Genomic DNA, 24,794 nt, shown 5'->3' on the forward strand with positions numbered 1-24,794 from the left:
ACATCGACTCTCTTTCCGCCCCCAGGGATTGTTTTCAGGTGAATCTGGAGAGGCGACAACTATCCTGACACCGGGGGCTAGCAGCGAATCCATTACTGCCTTTGCGCTAGCTAAGATCTTAAAGAATGACGTCCTGTTGAATAAAAGCTTTGCCGGGAAGATAAAAATTTATGGCTGTAACTCTGCATTGCCAGACGGCCCCAAAAAGTCTTTCGCTCATTCATTTGCCTGCATCATGAAGCTCTATCAGTATCACAATTGCGAGATACATGGATACGCGGAAACGCTCGTGGATGGTTATGTCGGCGCGCATAAAATTGCCACTAGCGATGATGCTTTGGTTAAAGCGCTAAACACAATGATCCAGAAAGACATAGCTTTCGGTTCTGGAATAGACGCCAAGTACAATGAGGATCACGCTTTGCGCCCTAGCAAATTCCGGCAAAAAATGGAAATCTCCCAGGAGATGCTGGCTGAGTTCCGCAATGGACTCAAATAAAAAATAGGATGGTAGCCTCGCACCTGATAATACGAGTCTGCCCTCCTCTGTTCGGTACAAAAAGTCGAAGCGCATTAAAGTGCGGAGTTGCTACGTTCGGCAGAACGTCTCCAAGGCTTGTAGCATGCATCGAGACCTGCCAGCACAATGCATCATGCATCATTATCCGGCCATCATAGCCGCAGCTAATCCAACGACCGGCCCCAGCGGGTAGAACGTCGGTTGCAAGAGCGGGGGCGCCGTGCCCGCCGGCTCGACTCGTTCGTGGCTGGCATCACATGCTTCATCCAGGGAGCGCTCACTCTGTCCACCACGGCTCGACCGCTGTTGCCGGCGGCCTTCGCCGCGCCGACACTGATCACCTGGGTAGAGCGTTACATTGAGGCGGAGGAGGAACAATGATGGGCGAGCCAGAACAAAGCGGCCGATTCCCACCCACGACACGTGGGGACGTCGTCGTACCTGATCGCTTGAGTTTCGCGGCCTGGTCTCGCGTCTGGGCGGCGCTTGGAGTCAGGTGCGCGTCGCGAGAGACATATGAAGAACTCATGCGTCACTACGGCGAGCCGCACCGTGCGTACCACAATTGCCAACATCTGGAGGAATGCCTCCAGGTGCGCCAGTTCATCAACGCTCCTTGCCGGGCCCCCGCCGAGATTGACCTCGCGCTATGGTTCCACGACGCGATCTACGAGCCCCTTCGCAGTGACAACGAGCTACGCAGTGCACAATGGTTGGACGAGGTAGCGCACGATAGCGGCCTGGACGGCGAAACTCGACGCCGGCTCTACGGCTTGATCATGGTGACGCGACACGACGGTGCTCCGACATCGGTAGATGAAGCGGTGCTGGTGGACACGGATCTGGCGATCCTTGGGGCATCGTTCGATCGATTCGAGGAGTACGGCCAACAGATCCGTAGCGAGTACCAGCAAGTGCCTATGTCTGTGTATGGCCACAAGAGACGCCAGGTACTGGAGGGCTTTCTAGCACGCGAGCGCATCTATACGAGCGCACCATACTTCGATGCATTCGAGCAGCAGGCACGGGCAAATCTGGCACGCGCCATCGCGCCGATTCGATTGAGGATCGGATAAGCCGGAACCCCGGAAAACTCCATCACCCAAACGCCGCGACGTACTCAGCCAGGCGCTCCCTGGCTTCAGCCGGCTGGCTGCCGTGAGCAAGCAAAGCTGAAAACACTCAACCAAGCAGCGCTTCGCCTTTTGCCTTGAATACGCTTAGGTAATGATGCCCTGAATCGCCGCCATCAAAGTCGTGCCCGATGTACTTTCCACGGGAAAAAGCTGATCCACAGGATAGCTGACGCTGGAAAACTCTCCGTAACTGACCGCCGTCGTGCCGGTCATGCTGCTGAATAGCACGTTACCGCTGGGGTACGTCGTCGGCTCCGCCATGTAGAGTCCCCAGTTGGCATTCAGTGTCACCTCGTCGCTGAACTCGTAGAGACAGAAACCCATCAGGTAACTACTGGTATTGGAGGCAAGATAATCCACAAGGGGCTGCACGATATCCTGGGTGACCGTTGTGAACTGCGCTTGTTGTCCGGTTGCGCCATTGTCCGATCGTGTTACCCCTATTTCACTGAGCAGCAGAGGAACGCTGAATTGCTGACCCGGCCAGTTCAGGCTGTTAGTCGTCGAGTGACTGGACCAGTTGTCGTACTGGCCCAACGTCGTGGTCAGGCCCTCCCCGACTTGATAGATATTGACGCTGTTGAAGTACCACAGGTTGTTATAACCGATGATATCGCCGATACCGGCCCAGGCAGCCGAAAAAGTCGAGCTGTTACCACCTCCAGTGGTGCCCTCCGGCAGGTGGGTATTGGTCGTCACACCATTGAGGAAGGCCTGAAACCAATAGCTCAGCGGCGGATTACCCGACGACGGGTTGCCCTGGTCTGCGTTCGAGATGGGGCTGGTAAGTAACACATAACGATATTTCGCGGTGCTGATCTGCAGTTGCAGGTTAACGATCCACCAAATCACCCTGGCCAGGCGCGATCCCGGGCTAACCGGCCCACTGCTCCCCTGCCCGACAAACGTATTGATATCGATCTCGTTGCCAACGGAGAAACTATGAACGGCCGGATGGATGTCGCCGCTTACTACTACGCTGCTGACAAACTGTTGCAGTGCGCTCTGTATATCAGGCGGCGCGCTATCGAAGCTGTATGAGGCATCAGGGTCTTTACCGTTCCAGGCATAAGTGTCGTCAGACAGGAAATAATTGGAGATGGGCACCATAACCTTTACGCCACTTTGCTGGGCATGATCCAGGAAGCTGATGTGCGCAGCTCCATACGTTCCGTTCCAGCCACGTGTTGCGCCCCAATCATAGAGACGAACCAAATTGAAACCGAAGCTGCCGATCACGCCGATATCGTTCCGGTAGGCGTTGCTGCTTGTGTCCTGCCCGGTGTTCCAAAGCGCCTGGAAACTGTCGTTAAAGAAGTCGGAATCAGAGAACTGGGCTTGTGGCCCGGAGTTGGAATACGGCGGAGACCATGTCGTCCATGTCGGGCTGTATACCATTCCAAATACGGTGTCCGAAGTCGCCATTTTCGATCCTTCCTTTCAGGTGAGTTGCCCGCGAGGAAAACGCTCCCCGGGGACAATCGGTCCATTGCTCTGTTCTGAACACCACGCCACTCAGGCGGGGTAGATCTGATTTTGAATATCCAGAATCCCGGTGAGTTTATCGGCACCCTCAACGTAGCTGTAGACCAGCACATCGAGTACCCACTGCCCTGGCGCTGCGGCCGTAATGCCCATTTGCTCCGCGCTGTTTGTCATGGCTGAAGCCAGTGTTCCCACAAGACCCGAGGCTTTCCAGTCAGTGTCGACGTTGAACTGGACGGTCGGTGCCAATACCAAAGGATTACGGATAGAAAGACTGCCCGGCGTTGTCGGATCGGTCTTGCCATCCACCGACTGCCAATAGGCGGCGCCGATGCGCATCTGGCGTATCGTTCCCGGCAAGGCCTGGGTTTGCGAGGCGACGAGCGTCTCGAAAAAGTTGCTGAGTGCCGAGGTCAAGTCTGGCCCCGTCATAGACACCGTTTCGACATGACTGAGTAGCGGCGTGATCCGTGTCGGAAATTTCACCACCGGTGTCTTGTAGATGAACAGCGGATTTATCTGGGCACCGGCAATCAAGTTGGCATTGCGCGATATCGACGTTCCGCCGCTGGCGTTCTGCAGCAACAGTAGATTGAGCCGGTAGAAGTCGTAATCGAGTTCCAACTGGTCTGAGATCAGCGCTAGCTGTTCTTCCAGCGCAAAGGCCAAACGGGTCCCTGCCTGAGAGCCATTCAGCCAAGTCCCCTCTCCATCAGCCCCATTGGCGGGCGGCACGTACTTCAGGCCCGGCCACAGTATCTGGCGGTATACCTTGATCACCGCTGATGTCCCGGTACCCGACAACGTCAACCTGTAGGTCTGCGGTGCAGTAAAGACCTGGGAATTGTGTTGCCCGTCGACCACTGTTTGCGTGCCCGCCGGATCGACGACCAGCCAGTCTGTATTACCGCCCCCGGCAACCGCAGGCTTGATCGTCTGCTGGCCGCTCAGCTTGAAGCCATATCCATCGAACTCGACCGCTAGCGCAGCCGGAACGACCCCGTTGTTTAGATCGGCCTGATAGCCTGCATTGGTCACAAACAGGAAATCGTCAGGGTCTACCGAAAAATCCGTCATCTGACCGATGCGATCCAGCGTGACGCCGCTGATCTGGGCGGGTATCCCGCGGATCAACGTCGACATCAAGTAATTGAACGTCTTTTCAGGCAGGCCTGCGAACAGCCTCATGGCCTGCACGCCGCTCCACGCATTCTGGAGCCTGTCCGCCAAATCGGCGAGCGCCGCTACCGCGTTGGCTGCGGCCGGGCTGACGGTATCTGCCACCGTATCCGGCAGTTGCGCAAGGTCAGCCGATATAGCGGGCCAGACCGCCGAGAAAGCCGCCAACACCTCAATGACACTCTCGTATTTTGGCGCATTCGCGTAGCTCAGGGCGTCCGCACTGTCGTCACTGGTCTGGTTGAAGCGAACTTCCAGCGTCATTTGGTCCTGAGCCGCATACTGCCGCTTCGTAGTGAAGCCGTAGTCCCACTGGGCCAGCACTTTGGCCGGTTCCGGGGTCAGCGTCGCGTTGCTCGCCGACTGATCCGAGATGATCGCCGGCCCCGGGTAACCCCGTAGCGGTACCGGTACCTGGATCTGGCCGACATGCCCATCAGTGTCCGCACCGTTGACGATGGGAATGATGAAGTTGAGCCAGGACGAACTCTTGTATCCCTGGATGCCGTCCACCGAATGAAGATCGAACTCCATCTGGCTGACCTGATAGTCGAGATTGAGTACGACCGACTTCTGGATGGCCGGGTCCTTGACCCCGAACAGCGTGGTAATTCGCGATCCGCTGGTGGCAAGCGCACCCTTTGCCGTGGCGATGCTCATTTGCGGTACGTTCTGAATGCCACGCGCAGGTGCCAGGCTGTTCAGCGTGTAGCTGCCAGGCAATGTCCCGGCATCAATATCAGCCAGTTTGTCCGAGAACTGATCCTGACCACCGAAATGGACGGCGATCATTTCCAGCGTATCTGTCGTGCTCGGCGTGTACGCGGTGCCGTCGATGGTGACCGTACTGCCCACGGCGAAGAACCCCGTGCGCTCGGAGTTGGCGTTGACCACATCCGAAATCTCGACGCTCATCCATGCGGCCACGTCCGTGATCGTGGCAAGCGAGGCAGGCACCACATAGGACGTCACGTTGATCGCCGTGGAGCCCAGGAACAGCGGTTCATCGGTGGCGGCCAGCGTCATCCCGGAGGGTAGATTCCCGGGCCGTTCGACGTTGAAGAACGCGGCAATCGTACTGAGCGAATCGGAGCCCGTGGTCGTGTAGGTATCAGGGACGCCGGCATAGCTCACCGTCAACCCCGGACGAATAATGTTGGGGACATAAAAAATGATCTCCGCGAGGAAACTCTGGGAAACCTGTGTCTGGGCGGCCAGCGGTGCGAACGGTTGGTTCGGATCGGTGACCGCGACCGCGTCATCCGGCGTCCGGATGACCCCGGCCACCAGATTGCCGGAGAGCTGTGGCGCCGTGGTTGGATCATTGCCCGCCCCTGCGCCTTGGACATCGAGATCGATCTGGACCAGCGTCTGTACCGAGTACGCAGAGCTCAAGGTTGTCAGCAACTGTTGCTTCAGCGTGGTCTGCGCTTCATCGAGCCCCGTGCTGTCGGTCCCGATAATGGGCGCGACGATCCTGGACATACCGCTGGCGATACCACTTTTGGCGGCAATCACGCTGGCAATGTCGGCGGCAACCTTACTGTCCGAAGATCCCGGTACGGCATATGACGGCGATAGAAGCAGATCGATGGCGGCCAGGAACTGCTGGTTCCATTGATCCGGATCCGCCGCACGGAAAGCCTGCTGCTTACCGGTCCATAGCAACCCCTTATCGGCGGAATAGGTCGGCACTTCGACGGTGTTGTTCCAGGCGACGGTCGAGAGCGGCGTCACGCCAAAATAGCGTACCCCGGATGGGTTGATCTCGTAGGTGATGCCTACGCCGGAGTCCGAGAAGTTGACCACCCACAGCGTCTTTCCACCTGTCGATGACGCGGGGTTTGCACTGGCTGCCAGCTTCAACGAAGGTTTCTTGATCTGTGTGATGCCCTGGGTCTGGGTCGATGCAGGGCCGGTTGCGATCTTTAGTCCTGGGAACGCGGTCTCGAAATCAATCGCGAACTGCTGGAGCGAGCCCTGGTCCACCGCCGTCAAGCCGGCAAACGGCTGGGCCGGTATATCGGTCCGGGCTGAAACGACATGGGGCGCCCCGGCGAAGGCCGGCGCCAGCAGGGCCGGATCGCGGCTCATCGTCAGGGTCACGCCGAGACTAAGGATCGCCTTGGTTTTGGCCGGGGTAACCGCCGCCAATACCGAACCGGTCAGCGGCGGCGCCAACAGTGTACGGGCACTGACCGAAACACCGGAGGCCGCAGCGGCGACATCGGCCACACTGAGCTGTGTCAGGTTCAGGGCCACTCGGTCGGCGTTGACACGCGCCGTCAGCAGGCCAAAGGTGTCGTTGGCATACGTCTGGTAGCGAGTGCCTTCAATGACAATCGTCTGGTTGGCGGGCAGCAAACCTGGCAACGAAGCACACGCCGAAGCAAGGCTGCCCTCATCGAGGTTGTAGCGCGACGCCACGTCATGGAGGGTGTCGCCGCTGAGCGAAGTCATGGCCGGTGCGACAATGGCGGCCCCAGCCGCGATGATACCGGCGAGCGCGCTGACTTGGGCCATGAAGTCGTTGACGCTGAGACCGAATGCCTGCGCCAGCTCGTTGATCGTCGATGTCACGGTCGGCGTGATTGTCCGACCATTGAGGTTAATCGCCACAGCGGCGAACAGACCGGGCACGTCACCGTTGTATTGAGCAACCCCGTTCAGGCTCCAGCCCGGATACTTGGCGACAATCCCGGAAAACGTCTCGGCGCCCGTTGCGCCGTAGACGCTGGCGCGGATGCCGGTATTGTTCGCCAGGTATGGGATGGCAAGCAGGGCCGAGTCCAGGAATGGCACCGTGCGGTTCTGATCAAGTATGGAACCCACATCGCTGGCGTACATGCCGGCGATATCCGCCAGCGTCTCGCCCTCGGCAATGGAGACCGGCAGCGTCTCGATGAACAGCGCGGTGTTAACCGCCCAAATGCCGGGTACCTCAGCGTTGCCCGCAAGAAACTGGGCTTCAGGTGTGCCCGTTGCGCCGGTTGGCGCGCCGAAGTCGGTGACCAACGAGGTCAAGGTATCGTTTGAGTTGGCAAGCACGCTAGAGATCGTGAGCACCGTGCCGATCGGCCAGATGTCATCCAGAAACTCATTGGCCCCGGCGACTTCAAGCACGGTGACGACGGCCTCCTGATCACCGCTATTCTCGCGGACCTGCTTGGTGAAACTGGCCGCGGCGTCCTCCAGCGTCACGCTGGCCGTTGTCTGGTAACTGTACTGACCCGTTGTGTCGGTATAGGTCAGCGTCAGGTTTGCGTTAAGTGGTACCGCCGCGTTTGGCGTCACCAACCCCGGGACGTTACCCGGGCCATCGACCACCAGCGTTCCGACCTGAAGCCCGATCGCACTGAGAGACAACCCGGCCGAACCGACCGTGGCAGACCGTACGGCCGTGTGAACCATTGCATCCTGGGCCACTTTTACTGCGGCGTTGTTGTTCGCCAGCGTAGCCAGGTCGATGGCGCCATCCAGGCGGGTGACGATGGCTTGAGGCGTATCACCGGACAGCACCAGATAATTGTCCGGAACCGCGAGTTGGGTCCCCTGCCCCCACAGCAGATCGGCTCGGGCAACCGCGTTGTATTGTCCCAGATTGGTGGCTGACACCGCGTAGCCGGTGGAGCTCTGCGACAGTGCGAAGTTCAACAACGCGCCAATGTCCTTGTAGCCATTGGGTCCCAGCGTAACCGGATCGACGACCAGGTCTTTTGCACCGGTCAAGAAGACATAGGCGGAGTTCGCCAGGCCGAGGAGGATAATGCGCGCCGTTTCGCCAACGTTTTGCGCATCATCGAGCGTGCCAAGTGTGGTGCTCAGCCAACCGGTCACATCGGGCTGCTGCAATTGGTACGAAACGGTTTGATAGGTGGCCAAGGCACCGCTGGCGCGAACAGCCGGTGCTGTTGACAGCGCGGCACTTGGCGCGCCCCCCACCATCTGCAGCGGAGTGTTGTCCGGCAGGAACTGCGTTGGCGAAATCGAAACGGTGACCGCCAGATTGTTGTCCCCCGATGCCGGGGAAGAAAAGCGATAAGCCGCCGTCGCCGAGGGCCATGCCCCGACCGGAATCATCTGGTCGGTGTAGCCAAGCGGCTGATCGATGGGGCTCATCACCGAGCCGTTGGTGCGATTGCCGAGTACGTCCTGGAACGCAAGAGCGACCTCGGACATCGCATTAGCGCTGATACCGGCATAGGGGTTCAACGCCGGTGGCGGCAATGGAGCGCTATCGATAGCATGGTTGACCTTCGCAAAAGCAAGCACCGACATGACCTGCTGGTAGTCCCACGGATCATCATCATTTTGCGTCGTGGGACCGGCCGGCAGCCCCTCGTTGCTGGCTTTGAGGGCCGCCGTTTCCGTGATCTGGAAACCGAGCAAGTTGAAGAGCGTGTTCAGCGCCTGTTGATCGGTTTCATCCGCAGGATCGACGGGCTGTGGATTCGCCCGGGTAACGTCGAAACCGATATGCCCTTGCGGCAAGGTGGCGGTGAGGTTAAGCGTACCGCCCCCGACAATGATGGGTTGGCCGGCCGTCAGGATCTGCCCATCTTGGTTCGCATCGGCAATCAGGGACAGATCGGTGGCCTGGGCAGACGCGATGCTGCCAAACGTGTCACCGGCCTGAATGACGTAGTCCGCCTTCGCCGGGATCGTGAGTGTCGCCCCGACCAAGAGCAGGTCAACCGTGTTGAGATTGAGCGCGGCCAGCGCCTCCGGATCAAGGAAGTCATATTCCTGCGAGATGGATGCCAGTGTCTCGCCGGGCGCGACGAGCTGGACCGGGTTACCGGAGAACTGAAGCTCACTGCCGGGCTGAAGCCAGCCAGTCACCTGGGCTTTCTGCGTGGCAATCGCGGCAACCGTCACGCCAGCACGCTGCGCCAGACTGAGGAAACTATCAGTCGCCAGCACTGTGACTTGTCCCAACGCCCCCGTAACGGTGGTACCCGGCACCATGGTTCCGACAATGGTCTGGTTCAGTTCAGCCAACGAGACGGCATCGAGGCTGACATAAGAGGCATAGAGTTGCGCCACACTGGCAAGGGTGTCTGAGCTCGTGACCTCATGTGTCAGCGCCTCGAAGAAGATGTTATGCGTGCCGGTATCGACGTTGTCACCGATCAGCGCCACGTTGTTGAAGGAGTACGCCACCGGGCTACCCGCTGCTTGATTGTCGGCGACCACAATGATCTGAATGGTCGCCTGGGTTCCGCCGGTAAAGAGGGTTTGAGGCAGCCCCACCGTTCCATCCGTCGTGACATAGCGCAAATAGTAGCCCCCGGATTTGACCACACTGCATTCCCACAGCAGTTGCAGGAAATTGAGCGAATTATCGGGTTCGAGATCGGCCAGCGGCGTTTCCAGCAGACCGGTATTGAGCATGCGGATCGGCGTTTTGCGCAGCGTGAGTTGCGGTGCGCCATGGCTTTCGGTACTGAGGTTCGTTTTCAGCATGAAGCTGTCGGTCCGGCTCAGCGCGTCAGAGACCAGAACACCGCTCGTGCTGGACGAGCTCTGATCCGGATAGGCGATATAGAGGGTTGCGGTCTCGCCGTTGCTGGTCAGGAATTCCCACAGCGCCAATAGCCGTTGCATCCCTGCCTGATCGGCGCCGGCGACCATATAGATGCCGTCGGGCGCGTTGGGGATCGTCTGGATATCGATGCTGATCGAGGTCGCGTAGCAGGTGTTTTCGAGGACAACGCTCTGGATGCTGCCATCGGACGTCGTGGTGCCGGATTTTGGCTGGTACAGCAGCGTACCCGAGGGGCTGGCGGCAAGCGCCGATATCATGGCATCGGGCAGCGTCCACATCGACGGCTGCACCACTTTCTGACCACTCGGGATGATCTGCGCCGGCACTTGCGGGGTCACCCAGAGGTTGATCGTCCCTACGGACTGGCAATCGGCCGCGTAGGTAAACTGCGGCAACGCAATGGTCTGGGAGACGCTGGGTTGGAACGTAAGCGTCCTGAAGCTGTTGATCTGGTCGATTTCTGGCTGGACCAGCGGCATGACCGCCGCGCTGGCGTCGACGGACACCCACGACGCACCTGAGCTGCCGATGTCGATGTCGTAGCCAGTGGCAACCGCGCCCAGCGGGTATTCCTGACCAACCAGGGCATAGAGCGGATACGCCAATGTTGCCGAGGGGGCTGGCTGTCCAGGGAACTTCGGCGCCGGGGCTCTCAGGCCGCTCATCATGAAACGGCTGGTCATATTCAGCGCATCGGTGAACATCCCCATGGACGCCAGGTTATCGGTAAGTACCGACAAACGCATGCCGGGGATCGCAACGACAGACAAGGTCAATATCTTCGACGTGGCATCGACCTGAAAGAGGCCGGAGACCAAGGCAATGCAATCTGTCAGTTGTTCGAGGGACAGATCATAGGCTGCAGAGATGCTACTTAGCGTGTCAGTGGCCGCTATCGAATGGCTCACATTTGGCGCTGTCAGCGATGCCCGGGCTGCCAGAAGCGATGCCATTCCTGAGGCCGTGCTATCGGCGATCCGCTTCGCGGAGACTTTATACTGGCGCTGGATGTTCCCGAAGCTGCTGGCATACGGGATGTTGATGATCTGACCGACAGCCAACGGGGTCGTTGCGACCTGGATGCCATTCCACTGCTGCAGGCTCTGGATCGCCGCCGACTGGGTTCGCTCGTCGGCCGCGAAGAACGCTTCGGCAATGGAGACCAGTGTGTCGCCCGTCGTGGCCGCATAGGGCAGGATGAAACTGCTGCTGGTCGGGACAGCGACGGCCGGCAGGCTAACGGTTTGGCCGATATCAAGGCCGATTGCGGCGTTGTTGCCAAGCAGTTGGGAGAGCGTGAGGCCTGGGTAGGCCGCCGCCACTTTGGCAAAGGTGTCTCCACTCTGGACCGTGTAGATCGTGTCGTGGGCGGTGGTCTGTGGGATCGAGAGCTTCTGACCGGCTGTTAAAGTCAGGGCAGGGTTGGCCGTGGTCAGCGTCGTTGGATCGAAATCAACGATACGGTCGTACCAGTAGCCAATGATTGAGTTGTAGCTCTCCCCTGCTCGGGTCACCGTGGTCAGATCGCCGAGCGAAATTGACTGGCCCGGGTTTATCACGGTCAGGCTCTCGGCGTTTGTTGTCACCAATTGCTCGGCGGTGACGCCGAATTGCGCCGCCAGCGAGGTGATGCTGTCCGTGGATTTGGCCGTGAAGGTGATGTCACCGAGGGCCAGCGTCACTGCAGTGTTGAGGACGTTCTGTGCGGACTGATTACTGGCCGCGACCATGTAAGGAGTCACCTGAAGGGGTATCAACAACTCCGTCCCGGCGGCCAGTGGATTGAAATTGACGCCTGGGTTGGCAGCTTTCAGCGTGCCGAGGTCGATGCCGAAATCCGCGGCGACCGATACCCCGCTTTCGTCGGCAATGACCGTGTGCAGGATGCGCATCGCCGGAATCGTGAGTGCGGTTCCGGCCTGTAGGTTATTGAAATCCACACCAGGATTGGCGGCCTGAAGATCGGCCTCGGAGACGCCAAAGCATGCCGCGAGCCCGGTCAGCGTATCGCCGGTCTGACTGGTGTACGTGACCGTAGTCGTCGGGATGAACACGGTCTGGCCGACAGTCGGTTCAGCGTTCTGGTAGTCCGGGTTGGCCGCCCTGAGATCCGCTCCGCTCACGCCAAACAGGTTGCCTATCGAGGCCAGAGTATCGCCGGGACGTACCGTGTAGTTGTTGGTAAAGCGGTTGGCGATCGATGTCAGCGAGGCGGCTGCGGTCTGGGACTCGTCAAGTTTCAGGCCAAAATCGGCCAGCAGACTCTTGGCCTGCTGCATCAGGCCCTTGGTCAGCATCTGGAAGTAGTAGCGGAATATGATGGTCGCCATGGAGTCCGGCGTTTCCATCAACTCCGTGGCTCGCAGGGTTGAGCCTGTATCACGGGCCGCGAACTGAGCGGCCAGGTCGGCAAAATACTGTTGGATCGTCTGTTCGTAGTCGCCTTCCGGCACTCGGTCAGACAAGAAGTTGATGGAGAAATCAGGGGTCGACATCGTCAGTTCGGGAATCATGGCCATCAAGGCCATGGGGATCTCTGTGCCGGGGTCCGTGGTCGGCCGGGCCGCGATCGAAAACTGGATGTTGTTGCTGGTGAACAACGTCTCCAATGCGCTGTAGGTAAAGATCGTGGACGCCACATCGTTCAGGGAGAGAGCGTCCAGAATTTCATCGATCAGCGCAGCCGAAAGGGTCTCGTGAGTGTGACCGATAGAATCAGTGATCCATTCGGTGACGAATGTCAGGAACTGGTTGGTACCCGAACGGGGATCCGTCGACGTCTCCATGCCCAGCAACAGGGCTAGGACCGGGTTCATGCTGGAGCCAGGAAAGGTCGGCGCGCCCGGGAAACTGAAGTCGCTGGGCAATGCCTGGGAAATCAACGGGATCGCCGTCAGGTTGACCGTCGTTGTCGCCATCAGGTTGAGTGCGGAGCGGCGCAGCAACATCCCGCGCTTTTGGAGGCTGCGTGCGGGTCGGCTGCGAAGCTTCGCGTAGGGCCGCTGGCGCGGCACAAGCGCCTGGGGCCGGTAGGAACCACGCAGGACGTTCTGAGGATTTGAGTTCGAGGCGATAAGCCAGGGAGTGCTGGAGTCTGAGCCTAGGGTGAAGCTCTCGGTGATTGTCGCCGAGAAGGAAAAACGAATGCGGATAAAGACGATCTTGATCGAGACACTGACGCGTACACCCGCACTGATCTCAAGCAGGATGGCCTTGTAGCTTTCCATGTTCAGAGAAACAGAGGCATAGACGGTCAGGTTGACACTTGCCTGGATGATTCCGAAGTCGACGGTCGCATAGACAATACCGACCACCGCCACTGTTCCGCGCAGATGGAGGTAACGCTCCGGCGACAGACTGGGCGAGGTCGGATTGAACCAGGCAAGTACCCCCTGCAGCTGACCACCGACGGTAATGCTGATGCCACCGGACAGAATGCCCAGTGAGATGGTTTTTCCGACACCGATCTGGAGTGCCAGGCCGAATTCGAGCACCGGCGAGAAATTGCCGTTCGAGATAACCGGCACATTGGTCGAAGTCGTCCCGTTGAGCACGGCAAAGTAAAAGCCGCCGTAGCCGATGAACGGGAAAACCTGGACCGAGCCGGATCTGGAAAAATCAGTGAGGCTTGGCGGAAAACCAACGTCGACACGGAAATTTCCGTTGGTGTAGATATCCAGAGTGACGATTGGCAATGTAATCGAGACTTCGCCCATCTCGATGTGTCGCATGGCATCGGGCAGCGTCAGTTCGATGTGGTAGACGCCGATGGTGTCGCTGATTTTGCGATACAGGATTTCGAAGCGAAGGCCGGCCAATGAACCCGCCCGGCTGCCGGAAAGTTGGATCAGCAGGCCGTAGAGATTGGGGTCGTTGAAGACGACGCTGAGTTGTACCGTCGACATCGCGGTAAAACGGGTTCCGATTAGCCAGTTGGAGCCCGCGTCATACGACAGCCCCGGTAACTGTGTGGCCGGATTTTGCTGTGGGTTGCCCGTGGGAACCAACGCTTTCTCAAGGGCCTTGATGACGCCATCCATGGTTGCCGGTGGTGTCCCGCGCAGCGCCATGCGCTGACCAAGGCCAAGGTATTCCAGATCGAAGCTTTGGGTGCCGGCGCCGGGCACAACCGGCGGTGCCTGGTTCAGGGGGTCCCAACTCAGTGGTGCGACACCGTTCTGGCCGTAATCCTGCCCCAGGAAGTTTCCGCTGAGCTGGAGGTCGAATTTCGACTTGCCATACTGCTTGGTGTACTTCAGGACAAACTTAGTGAGTTTCATGAAGCCCAGATCAACGCTGAGATCCATGTCGACTTCAATGTTCTTGGTCTGGAGATAGACCTTGACCGTCAGGTTCGGCAAGCCGATCTTTTCCAGCACGTTCCAAGGCGAAGAGAGCGAGATGTTCCGACCGGGGTCGGCGAATTCCAACAGGAAGCTGAACAGGTCGCCGACAGTGCTGTTATTCAAACTGACTGCAACGTAGGTGTTGGCGGCGACGTTGTTGTCTTTGTGATAAGTGACCGACAGGCTCTTGTAGCTGAAGATGATGTCAGTGGTGGTGGGATCGAAGACGTATGCCACACCCAGGAGCATGCCATTGATATCGACGATGCCTCGCACATAACCGGAATACTGTGCCGGATCAGTGGAGGTCACGCGGCTGGATCGCAGCATGAATTCAGCCGTGATGGACACTGGCAAAATGTCCAGTTTCCACATCACCTGGACGTTGACCATGTAGGTGTTGTTGCTGGTGTCGAACTGGCATTGCAGGTAGTTGATGGCGATGTCCGGTACGGCGTCGGCGATCCAGGGCAGGAGCTGACGAGCGACATCGGCGATCTTCATCGGTGTGTCTGGCGACATCGTACCGGTTAGCACCCACCCTGCCGAACCGGAGCTGTTATAGGCCGTTGCGTAAAACTCAGAGCCCAGGAACACAAATGAAGTCGAGAGTTGAGCGGTTGTTTTCGCCGCCGACTTGTCGATCACCAGGCCAAGACTGTCAATCTCGATCAGTGTCAGCCCGCTACCCAGATTGATTGACCAATCAGCCCCGGTAAAGAGCGCTTGACCATTGAACGCGTAGTAGCCGTTGTTGACATTCACCGTAGCGCTGAGCGTCTCGAACACACAGCCGCTTTGCGGGATGCCCGTTATACCGACAACCGAAAGCAGGTCGGAAACGTCGATAACGTTGTTGTTGTAGAACCGGCCGATCAATGAGGGGACGGATACACCTGCGTAGAAGCTAAGGGCCTCGTTACCGAAGAAATGGAAATTGCCTCCGACGCCAATGCTCAAGCTCAATACATTGGAGAGCACCATGGAGAACGAGAACTCGATGCTATCGAGGTTCGCCGCATTGAGGGGTAATAGCGAGACCGACGTGTCCTCGACCACTTTCGTCGTCATGACCGACGATGTGGCTCCGCCATAGGTCAGCGACAACGAAATGCGGGTAACGTTGAGTGCGCTTCCGAGGGGAAAACGTGGCGGGACATAAGCGGCGAGCTGTGTACCGACGAACAGCGCCGCAAGGCTCGAAAGATCCGGAATACTGAGCTTCCAGCCATCCGAGGTGCCGAAAACCGGACCGGTCCCATCGTTGACAGGCAAGACGCTCGACATCGGTACGGCACTCACTGCCAATTGCCCGGCAGGGATCTCACCCACCAATTGGCCCGTGCCACCGGAAGACGAACTCGTCAGCGAAATTTGCGCCTTGAACGTGAGCAGCCCGGCCTGCGCGGCGGTGGTGGCCAGCTTGTTTGAGAGCGAGAAAACGGGACATGCCGTGCTGGGGTCCGCCCAGCTTGTGATGGAGCCAGTCACCGGGGAAATGGCACCGCTCCAGAGTTTGGCATAGGTCTTTGGAGGAACCGGCACACCTGAAAAAGTCAGCGTGCTGCCCGATGCGGCTGACGCCGCAGTCAGGCTGGCCCCTGTGAAATCATATTGGCCCGGGACATCATTGGCGATCTTGGGGAATGCGATACCCAGTACCTGCCCGTCACCCAACGTGACCGCGAGGGATAGCTGCGCCACGCCATTGCTGTCGACACTGAACACCGCGGTGGCAGCCGGCATCGCGAATCCCATGAAGGTTCCGGCCAGCGTGCCAGCCAGTGTGATGACCTCGCCCGGCGGCGTTGCACTTGAGAGCGCCATTTCGAGACTGGCGCCTGGAAACAGCGTGATATCACTGAGCAGCGCTGTGACAGGTGCCGATCCCAGCTCATTGGTGGCCGGAAGCGCCAGTCTCGTATTTGAAGCGTTCAGGTAGTCATTGGTGTGGAGGCTGGTCCAAAGATCCTGGATGTTCATTGCTTGGCTCCCTGCCTTTTGATCTCGTGTTGCGGCGCGATCAGCACCGCATTTCCCTGCCTGGTGGCCTTGAGACGGCTGGCAGCATTGTTGCCTGTGCCAGCGTTACCACCCGCGCCGTTTTTCAGGTACGCGGCGTACCAGCCCAGGGCGCCGCTGGTCGGAGCGTCCGGATTGCCGAACATCAGCATGTTGATCTGCCCGTTCGGCGGGAAACTGAGACTCAAGAACTTCAACGCGATGTCTTTGAGCTGAAGAATGTAGGTCGGTGGCTGGACCAGGAACGAAACATCACCGAACGCCAACTTGAGCACACCTTGCAGCGAGATCGCCCGATCACCGCCGCTGACGCCAGGCATGCTGAGGCCTACATAGTTGCTAACGCCGTTCACATTGGGCGCCCATCCCAGCATCAGCGATGCGGTAAAGCCCGCCTGCGCAGCGAGAGCGCCTAGAGAGCCGAGATCAAGCTCGAACTCCAGGCCGAACCATGGGGCCGTGAGCACGCTTCCCTGAATCGGAGAATCAACAGGCATGAAGCCCATCGAGTCCGGCGTCGCCTGCCCTGTCCCCTGTACCAACCCCGTGAGTCTCATCGGAAAATGGGCGGCCAGACTGAGTACTCGAACTTCGCTGGCGCCCTGGTCGAGCAAGATTTTTGTTGCATCGAACACAAACGTTCGATAAGTGGGCGACGCTTGATCGAAGGTCATGTCTATCGACAACGCCGAATAGACCAGGCCGCCCCCTACTCCGCCGAGATCAATGACAGCCTGCTCTGGACCATAGGAGAAAAGATCGAACCCGGTCTGCGGCAGGAACGAAACCGACCCGCTTAGCTGGAAAAGAGAGTTGACCGTAGTGTCGCCTGGATCATCGTCATCACTGGTAACGGTGATGAAGGACGCGGTCTGAATGTTGACCATGTAGAGCGTGCTGCTCGACATGCTGTAGGACGTGGGGCCATTGCTGGTGAAGGAGTAGGTCCCTACCCCACCGCTCTTCTGGTAAGTACCGTACAAGACCAGATTGTTATCGGACGCGTTTTCCTGGGTCGATTGTTCGCCGAAGAGTTCATTGATCATCAGTTCGATCGAACTGGAAAACGAATTGATTTCTGAATTGGCGATCCCGACCTTCAGTGACAGCACCTTGTAGTCATAGGCCTGGGTGCTGGTCAAAGGCTCAAGCGAGTTATAGTCGATAAGGCCGAACGCTGAGCTCGCTGTCGTCACGTACTCCGCGGCACCGGTGACGACCGGAGTGACGGTGATGCCTAAATGGTGGGCCTGGAACTTTGACGCGTCGATGCCTGCGGCAAGTCCTTCCAACTGCGGCGGCAGTCCGGAAAGGGGAACCTCTCCATTCAACACAAGTATGCCGTTCCAGTTGGTGCTCAGCATCACCATATTGACGAAGTAGCTGAGGTCGGTATCGCCTGCTTCCAGCCGGGTTATCGCCTCATCGAAAATGTCTGAGATGATCTTTTGCGTCGCCGCCGTCGACGTATTGAAGGCGTCGCCCTCCGTCCATTGGGCGGTATCTGCAACGATTTGTACCAACTGCTTATTGCAGAACTTAAAAATGACGATGGAGTTGTGATCCGCCCAGCGCCATGGGGACAAGTCAAACTCCCAATCCGCGACGAAGAGGCTTAAATCGCCGGTATAGGAACGGATTGTCTGGGCCCAGGTGTCGTACTGAGCAGCCGTCAGGACACCTTGCAGCGAAATGTTCAGCGCAGCTTCATCCGGCCACATGCCAGAACCGGGGCTGACGCCCACCACCAAAGGGGCGATCGCCGTCGTCACTGCCGAGTCCGTGATGACATTTGTCAGGGTCAGGTAACGTTCCTGCGTCAGGACATAGGGGAAGCTGCCACAGGCCGCGAAGCGATCACCCGCGGACATGATGAGCGCCAACTGGTTTGTTTGCAGCGCGTCCTTCAATGGACCATCGACGGAACTGAGCACGACGGTGTTACTGCGATACATCGGCACGACTGAAGGAGAGTTACCGAGCGTCAGGTGCGCCCAACCCAATTCGCTCCCGGCCTGGTTGAACTCGAGCAGCAGACCTTGGGGAGTCGTACCAAACGGCGGTGAGGGCAACGTTGCCGTGGATGCGGTGAAGCCGCTCGTGCTGAGATTGATCATCTGCTGGATCAGCGCTTTGCGCTTGGGCGCCCAGGCTTGCATTTCGAACTGTGAGAGGTCTTCGGTGGTCAAGCCGACACCGACCGTCACACCGGCGTAAGGCAATAGCGGATAACTACCCTGCTCATCTCCAAGCGCGTTGGCGCGGAGCGCTGAAGGTGCAAGGGCCCCGAGTTCCACTGGCAGATAGTTCAAGAACGGAGAGGACGCGTCCCCCGGTCCATTGTGCAACACCGAGCTGTCGGGTTGCGCGAAGTAGGTCGAGCCATCGTCTACGGACAGGTAGGCCCATGAAGTCCGGCCTGCGCCAGTGAGTGGCCCAAAGACGCGCCTCGTGTCACTGGCTCCGGTGCCGGTGGCGGCTCTGAGCGTCGCTGCGAACGCCGGTTGATCCGGAACGAAATTCAGCGTCGCTGACGCGTTGACACCCAAGTACTCCACCGCCGATAAGCCACACATCAGTGTTGCGCTGAGATCGGGTGCGGAACCGGGCAGCGACGCCTTCCCGGTCGCAGACAGCGATACCGTGAAATCCCCGCTGGGCGTCATGGCGACGGTCTTGTTGCCTGCCAGAACGACAGGGTTGCCGCTGGCATCAACCGCAAGGAGGCGATCTGTGAATACCAACGAGGCATTGGCTGCGGGTGCAAGGTTGACCGTTTCGCCAACGGCTGTGCGGTAGGTTGAGGCCAGTGGCGACTGATTGGCGATAAACCCTGCGAAACTGCGCAGATGGTCGAGCGGTGCCAATGGGTCGAGCGTCATGTCCAGTGAGAGGCCAGAGGTGCCGAAAACCAGAAACCTGTGGCTCGCGCTTTGAGCGTAACCGCCGCCAACCGGCGCGGTGTAGGAACGCAGACCGATATCCAACTGTTCGGCTGCGGCCTCTGTGACGGACACCGAGAACTGAAAGCAACCCGAGATGGAACTTGGACCAAGCACATTGATAGCTCCGCCACTCAGCCAGGGCAGTTCATAAGGCTGGCGAGAGCCGAACGGCGTCACCGACCAGCTATTGCCGTTTCCGGAGATGGACAAGCTCAATCCATCTTCGGAAACGGCAAAAATGGAATCACTGTCGATATTGATGGATAAATTCGCACCCTGGATCTGCGCCGACCGGATTACGACAGCCTGCGCGCTGGAGCGGGTCGCATAGACCACCATTCCACTTAGCCCGACCGCAGGATTTTCAATGTTTTGAAACCACGCGGCGAACGCACCCGCTCTGGCGCTGTTGGCAAAATAGACTTGAGCGGCTGCAACAAAACTGTCTATTTGAGCCGGTACCAGTCCAGGGACAACGATGAACCAGCCCCCTGAGGAGATGGCATCGGACAAGCTCAACGTTTGCGGCCCCGTCACACCCGCCGGCAGCAGGTACGCCATCCACACGCTATCACCTGGCGATAAGGTGTCTGGCACATATAAGCTGGTCTGCGACGGATATTGACAAAGGGCTGACATTTTCTTGCCTCGTAATAGGACTATTGCTGTGACTGGTCCCAACGGATAGAGCCGTCGCTTTGTATAATTCCAGTGCCATAAAGCTCGTGGTCTTTGTCGTAAACCGTTACGGCCTGACCGCCGAAAACTTCTTGATAGCAATACACCGTGATGTCGCCGTCAGCATCTACCTGCATGGTAAATGGATCATCCGCGACAACGTCTGGCGCAAATTCGATAAAAGCGCCGCCCAAAGCGCTTCCGAGTTTTATGTTGTAATACTCCCAGATACGACTCAGCGCGTTGCCTACAGGCAAAGCAAGGGCGACCTTGCCAGACGCCCCCTGATAATAAGAAGCCGACTGAAAAGTGGTTAAGAACGGGGTGTATGATGTTTTGATGGCATAAAGGTCATATTGCGGGGCGTCGAATTCAACGTACCAGTTCTTACTGTCGTCTGCGTATACATTGGTTACCGTCGCGTATTTGTCTGATGTTGACGTGAACAACCTGTAAACTTCCACGATCGGCTGATCCCCTCCTGTTGCCAAATCGTCGGAAGCTGCTCCAGTTGCGCCCTGAATACATTGCTCCGGAATAATGAAGTCTGTGTCCGCGTACAGTCGAGGTGACAGAAATATAAAAACAATGGTTAATAATGCAAGGCAGCGGTTCATTTGAATGTCACCCCCCAATATATCGCCATATGATCGGATACATTTTGCCGCCAACCGAGCCCGGACAGGCTATTGGTGGTGAAGTAGCAAGAGGGATCACCCGTCAGGGAGACACCGGTGATTATGAGGTGATCATAAGGACTGGACGGAGCCCCCTTGGTGGTCAGGCTGGTCGGATCATTATCCGGGCAAGCCTGCGGAGCGGTTGTTGGATTCGCGACTGGGTCAACCCATTTAAAGCCTGTCTGATAGACGTTTTTCTTGTTGGTCACCGCGAGGTTCCAGTCGCCGCCAATGATCACTGGAAAGCCTTTGGGCGGAACCGTTATTGTTCCGTAGGTCGTCGTGGTGAGGCTCTTGAAAAACGCACCCGCTGCCGTGGCTTCGTCCTGACGTGGTTTCACCGTTTTACCGAAAACAGAATGGATATTGGCAAACCATGCATATTTATCTGCCTTACCCGTCACCTTTATTTTTGTGAGTATCGCGTAGGGAGGGCGACTGAACGAAGTGCTTGGCGCGTTGATATAGGCTACTACTGTTATTTTGCTGGATTTGTAAACATAGCAATAAGCCTCCTTATAAGAACTGGCCCCCTTCATCCCAGAGCAATCTTGCTGAATTCCGGTACCCAGCCCAGTACAGGGTACGGACGTCTGCATTGTCTCTTGTAAAAACAATATATCCACGGTGGCCATTAGCACTTTTATTTGATCGCACTTGCTCTTTGTGGTTGCCGTCGTTCCCCATCCAAGATGCAGCGCATTCAAAGAGCCGACCGTCAGATCAGCTGCATGTGCGTTGGCGATCAGAAACAGCGCAACAACCCAGGCCGAGAGGGAAACGCTCAACTGCCGAAGCATAACTCCACCCCTTCAGGTGATATTTATAGAGTCGCCCTTGAGAAGTGGCGAGTCATACTGATCCCCGGCTTTGCCCAAGTAGACCGGAGGCTGTGCCGAATTACTCGGAAGAAAGATAAAGTTGGCTTGATAATACTTGGTGGTCGCCGCCGCGCTCGGCGCCCCGGTATTCTGCAGTCGCCGGTTCATTCCAAGATTCAAGTCGGAATTGATATTGTTGCTGTTCCGGTACTGGGCCGATGTCGGGTCTGCATATTCTGCAACCAGGTTTTTTATCGTGGTCCCCAATGGCACGGACATCGGATTGCCGTTCAGCAGCACGGTAATCTCGGGGACCAGCATCACTCTGCTGGTAAAGCTGATGCTTACAATCGGGTTTCCGCTCGCCTGCCTGCCGCAGCCGGTCCCCCCCTTCATAATGTCGGTCGTGGCAGCTTCAAGATCGGCAAATGTGTCGGCCCCGATCAACCATGAACTGAGCTGCTGCTGCGAGCCGCTATTATCCAGTGAGGCCGAACCGGTGATTATCGTCGGGAGGATCACTCTCAGATGGCGGCGGGTATTGCCACCCAGGCACAGATCGAGCGGACCGGCCGCCAATATCGGGCAGGTCGCCGCTGGATTAGTCCCGTATCCCGGGGCGAAGGCGCCAGCAAACGCATCCAGCGAGAGAGAAAGATCGGGTCTCTGGACCACACGAAGCCGGCTCATACCGGTGTTGGCGAAGGCGTTGTATCCATAGCCAGGTCCGCCAGGTGGATCGCAGTATTGATACCCTGCCCATTCAACTCGCAAGTTCATTCCTGGGGCGAGGTCGACAAGCTGATTGACCGGATCGAAACTGTAGAGGTATGGGAGCACCTCATCGATCCTTAGAGGCATGGACAATGCCACACGATTGAGTAGCGTCACAGCTGCGCCCGGCAGAAGTCCGCCACTTGCCGATGCCGCAGAAACTTCAAGCGCTTCAACTTGCTGGCGAAACTGTTTGAAGGCCGCCAGCATCTGGGCCCTGGTGGTTGGATCCTGGCTATATACCGACGCAGCGGTCACGCTGACCAAGGCAAGAAACGTCGTACTCGAGTAACTCGATTGAACAAACGAGAGCATGAACACCGAGTTCTGTGAACTGGTGATGCCCGGTGTTGCCGTCGTGGTGTTCTGTGCACACACCGAGATGACGTAGATTAATAGCGGCTTGGTATAATCTGGCGTTCCCACGGTTATAGGTGGAATCAGGAACGGCCCCTCGGTCCCAGTGGATGTAGTGGGGGGCAGCGCGTTCGAAAAACTGTAAGAGCTGGTAGCCATTCGCGTACCTTTCCCTGCTCAACTGCTGATATTAGTGACGAGGTATTGAGCGGTTGGGCTCAGTGTCCCGACATTGATGCTGCTACATTGCGCCGTGAGGGTATCGCTGGTGATCGATACGTTTACGGTCAAGGCAGCCCCCTGATCTCGCTCCCAAGAAACAACCAGCGATCCACCATTGGCGGGCAAGAAGGAAATACTTCCACCAACGGAGGAGAAGGCATTTACTGCCGCATTGAAGTAAGTAAGCGCTCCTGCTGGCGCGAGAATCGTGTCCGGTAGAGGTATGCCATTCCCCTCCTGAGGAACCCAGCTTCCATACGTCAGCACTCCAACGGTCAGCGTTAAAGCGGTGTCACTTGAATTTTGTATCGCAACTTGAACGACATAAACGCCGTCCGCTTGCTCAATCGGCATGATCCTGATCCTCCCCACAGCGCAGAGAGGGCCGACACTTCAGTGCCGGCCCTCTCCTTCAGAGACGATCAGAAATCGCCGCTCTTGACTGCTGCTACGATCCTGGCGCTCGTACTTGCATTGGAGATGATCACTTGCAGAGTGGGATTATTGGTCTGGGCGTTGATGATCTGATTACTGACAGCCAGATCAGTCGCCGTGTTGCTCACGCTACCGGAGACTGGGGAGCCCGACGGCCAGTTCCAGGTTGGATTGATGGTGCCCCCAGCGGCTGGAGTCAGTAAGAGCTGGCCTCCGAGAGCCGTCAGGGTGTTGGGTACACCGTTAACGTAGGATTGCTGGGTAGTTGCTTCAATCACCGTGCCGGGAACCGGCGCCGACGCCCACTCTCCGCCAGTCAGGAGGCCGTAGTTGACGGTGATGTCAGCGCCGCTTGCATTGAAGATTTCGATGGTAAGGGAACGTACGAATGTGCTCATCCTTGGCCTTCCATTGGGTTGTTTAGTAGCAACATGCCATGTGCGAATTTCAGGCTAGTAAACAGGGGTTTGTTGCGCAAGGTTGATCCGAAGAATTTTTTAGGAGATCCGCACAATTCAGAGATTCGGTAAATCGCTAAAAAATCTAACGCGGGTTTATTTATTTTCCAGGCTCATATCTCAGATAAAGAGATTGGTTAATACCGTGGTCGCGGAATGCATAGCCCCATAAAACTATTTGAATTGCTTAGAGTTTTCCAGATACTAACCGGTCGTCACCGGGGCATTGGCAGTGCCGACTATAAGCAATTGGCCCCACAGCGGCAGTTCAGTTGGAAAGGTGCGCGCGGCGTCAGGTACGCCATCACACAGCCGAACTACATCGTGCAATCGGGGGCGGTCGACTCGGCGATCCCCCTCGACTCCCCTACCGTCAATGAAGCTGCCGTTGCCTCTGTAGTTCCCGCTTGAGCCAAGCACTTGCCGGTTGTGCGCCTTCTGGACATCGCACCTCATAGGCGCTGCCACTCATGCTGCTTTTGGTGGCAGCAAGATCGATGAAGTCTTCTGCACTGCTCACCATGTCCTTATCCTCCAGATAATTCAGCTTCTTCTCCAGATGCTCTCGAGCCTGGACTCCTGGGAATTCCGACCCGTTACGCACAAACCGGCATTCACTGTGTTCGACAAAGTCCAGCAAGCCCGTTATCTCTTGAGTGGCTTGGGGTGTGGTTTGAGCCTGCGCATTGGTTACGATTGCGATAAGGCTAATACCCGTTGCCATCATCCATTGGCTGATCGGTCCAGCCGCCGCGCCTATCCACATTCGCATGATTCATCCTCGTATTGGCGCTGATGCGATTTGACTCATTCAGCTCGACAAACATGATCGCATTCTGCTCTGCGATTTCCGCCGCACAGTAGAACACAATGAGTACGAATGAAGGAGGCGGACGCCCCTTTGTACGTGACGCCTTCCCAAGTCGAATCGTTGACATCGAATGCCAGACCGAACTGTTGTCCTTCGAGGAAGAGGCAAACCAGGTCACCGCCCTCTTGCGACATGCCGATGGTCATGATGACCGCAAGACCACCAATCATGGTTTTCGGTAGATAGCCAAGGTGGGCGGAGAGAAAAACGATGATGGCGATGACGATGAAGTACGGCAGCGGTATGACACCGATTTCGTAGTTCAAGAACGAGCTGAGGGTTCGGCGCTTGGGCGCAACAAGGGTAGCACTAGACAT

General features: G+C 57.6%; 13 protein-coding genes. 3 read left to right on the top strand and 10 right to left on the bottom strand.

Going from position 1 to position 24,794, the window contains the following annotated elements; genetic code table 11:
• From N4Q37_RS04225 to N4Q37_RS04235, 3 genes are all read left to right on the top strand, one after another.
• Nucleotides 1–499 (top strand): hypothetical protein (locus tag N4Q37_RS04225; RefSeq protein WP_260955646.1); only part of this gene is annotated, 499 nt, incomplete at its 5' end.
• Nucleotides 500–763: 264 nt separating this feature from the next.
• Entirely contained in the window at nucleotides 764–901 is a 138-nt protein-coding gene (locus N4Q37_RS04230) for a hypothetical protein (RefSeq protein WP_260955647.1), read from the top strand.
• Nucleotides 902–1,047: 146 nt separating this feature from the next.
• Nucleotides 1,048–1,596, top strand: a complete 549-nt coding sequence (locus tag N4Q37_RS04235; RefSeq protein WP_260955648.1) for an HD domain-containing protein — start codon at nucleotides 1,048–1,050, stop codon at nucleotides 1,594–1,596.
• Nucleotides 1,597–1,740: 144 nt separating this feature from the next.
• Here the strand turns inward: N4Q37_RS04235 and N4Q37_RS04240 are convergent, their stop codons facing one another.
• From N4Q37_RS04240 to N4Q37_RS04285, 10 genes are all read right to left on the bottom strand, one after another.
• Nucleotides 1,741–3,081, bottom strand: a complete 1,341-nt coding sequence (locus tag N4Q37_RS04240; protein ID WP_260955649.1) for a hypothetical protein — start codon at nucleotides 3,079–3,081, stop codon at nucleotides 1,741–1,743.
• A 90-nt stretch (nucleotides 3,082–3,171) separates the two neighbouring features.
• Nucleotides 3,172–16,197 carry a LysM peptidoglycan-binding domain-containing protein gene (locus N4Q37_RS04245; protein ID WP_260955650.1) on the bottom strand — a complete coding sequence of 4,342 codons (13,026 nt, stop codon included), beginning with the start codon at nucleotides 16,195–16,197 and terminating at the stop codon, nucleotides 3,172–3,174.
• On the bottom strand, nucleotides 16,194–19,742 hold the full coding sequence (locus N4Q37_RS04250) for a hemagglutinin (RefSeq protein ID WP_260955651.1): 3,549 nt from the start codon (nucleotides 19,740–19,742) through the stop codon (nucleotides 16,194–16,196). Before N4Q37_RS04250 ends, N4Q37_RS04245 begins: the two co-directional genes overlap by 4 nt.
• 98 nt (nucleotides 19,743–19,840) lie before the next feature.
• Nucleotides 19,841–20,476, bottom strand: a complete 636-nt coding sequence (locus tag N4Q37_RS04255; RefSeq protein ID WP_260955652.1) for a hypothetical protein — start codon at nucleotides 20,474–20,476, stop codon at nucleotides 19,841–19,843.
• Nucleotides 20,473–21,339, bottom strand: coding sequence for a deoxyribonuclease (locus N4Q37_RS04260; protein WP_260955653.1), 867 nt, complete (start codon nucleotides 21,337–21,339; stop codon nucleotides 20,473–20,475). The genes N4Q37_RS04255 and N4Q37_RS04260 overlap by 4 nt, the downstream gene beginning before the upstream one ends.
• A gap of 12 nt (nucleotides 21,340–21,351) precedes the next feature.
• Nucleotides 21,352–22,650: a hypothetical protein gene (locus N4Q37_RS04265; RefSeq protein WP_260955654.1), complete on the bottom strand. Its 1,299-nt coding sequence runs from the start codon at nucleotides 22,648–22,650 to the stop codon at nucleotides 21,352–21,354.
• Nucleotides 22,651–22,668: 18 nt separating this feature from the next.
• A complete protein-coding gene (locus tag N4Q37_RS04270) occupies nucleotides 22,669–23,067 on the bottom strand; it encodes a hypothetical protein (protein WP_260955655.1) in 399 nt (132 codons plus the stop codon).
• A 68-nt stretch (nucleotides 23,068–23,135) separates the two neighbouring features.
• A complete protein-coding gene (locus tag N4Q37_RS04275; protein ID WP_260955656.1) occupies nucleotides 23,136–23,546 on the bottom strand; it encodes a hypothetical protein in 411 nt (136 codons plus the stop codon).
• A gap of 433 nt (nucleotides 23,547–23,979) precedes the next feature.
• Nucleotides 23,980–24,378, bottom strand: coding sequence for a YfeK family protein (locus N4Q37_RS04280; RefSeq protein ID WP_260955657.1), 399 nt, complete (start codon nucleotides 24,376–24,378; stop codon nucleotides 23,980–23,982).
• 35 nt (nucleotides 24,379–24,413) lie between these two features.
• Nucleotides 24,414–24,794, bottom strand: a complete 381-nt coding sequence (locus tag N4Q37_RS04285) for a hypothetical protein (protein WP_260955658.1) — start codon at nucleotides 24,792–24,794, stop codon at nucleotides 24,414–24,416.

This window comes from Pseudomonas citri, from assembly GCF_025336485.1.
GTDB classification, from domain to species: domain Bacteria; phylum Pseudomonadota; class Gammaproteobacteria; order Pseudomonadales; family Pseudomonadaceae; genus Aquipseudomonas; species Aquipseudomonas citri.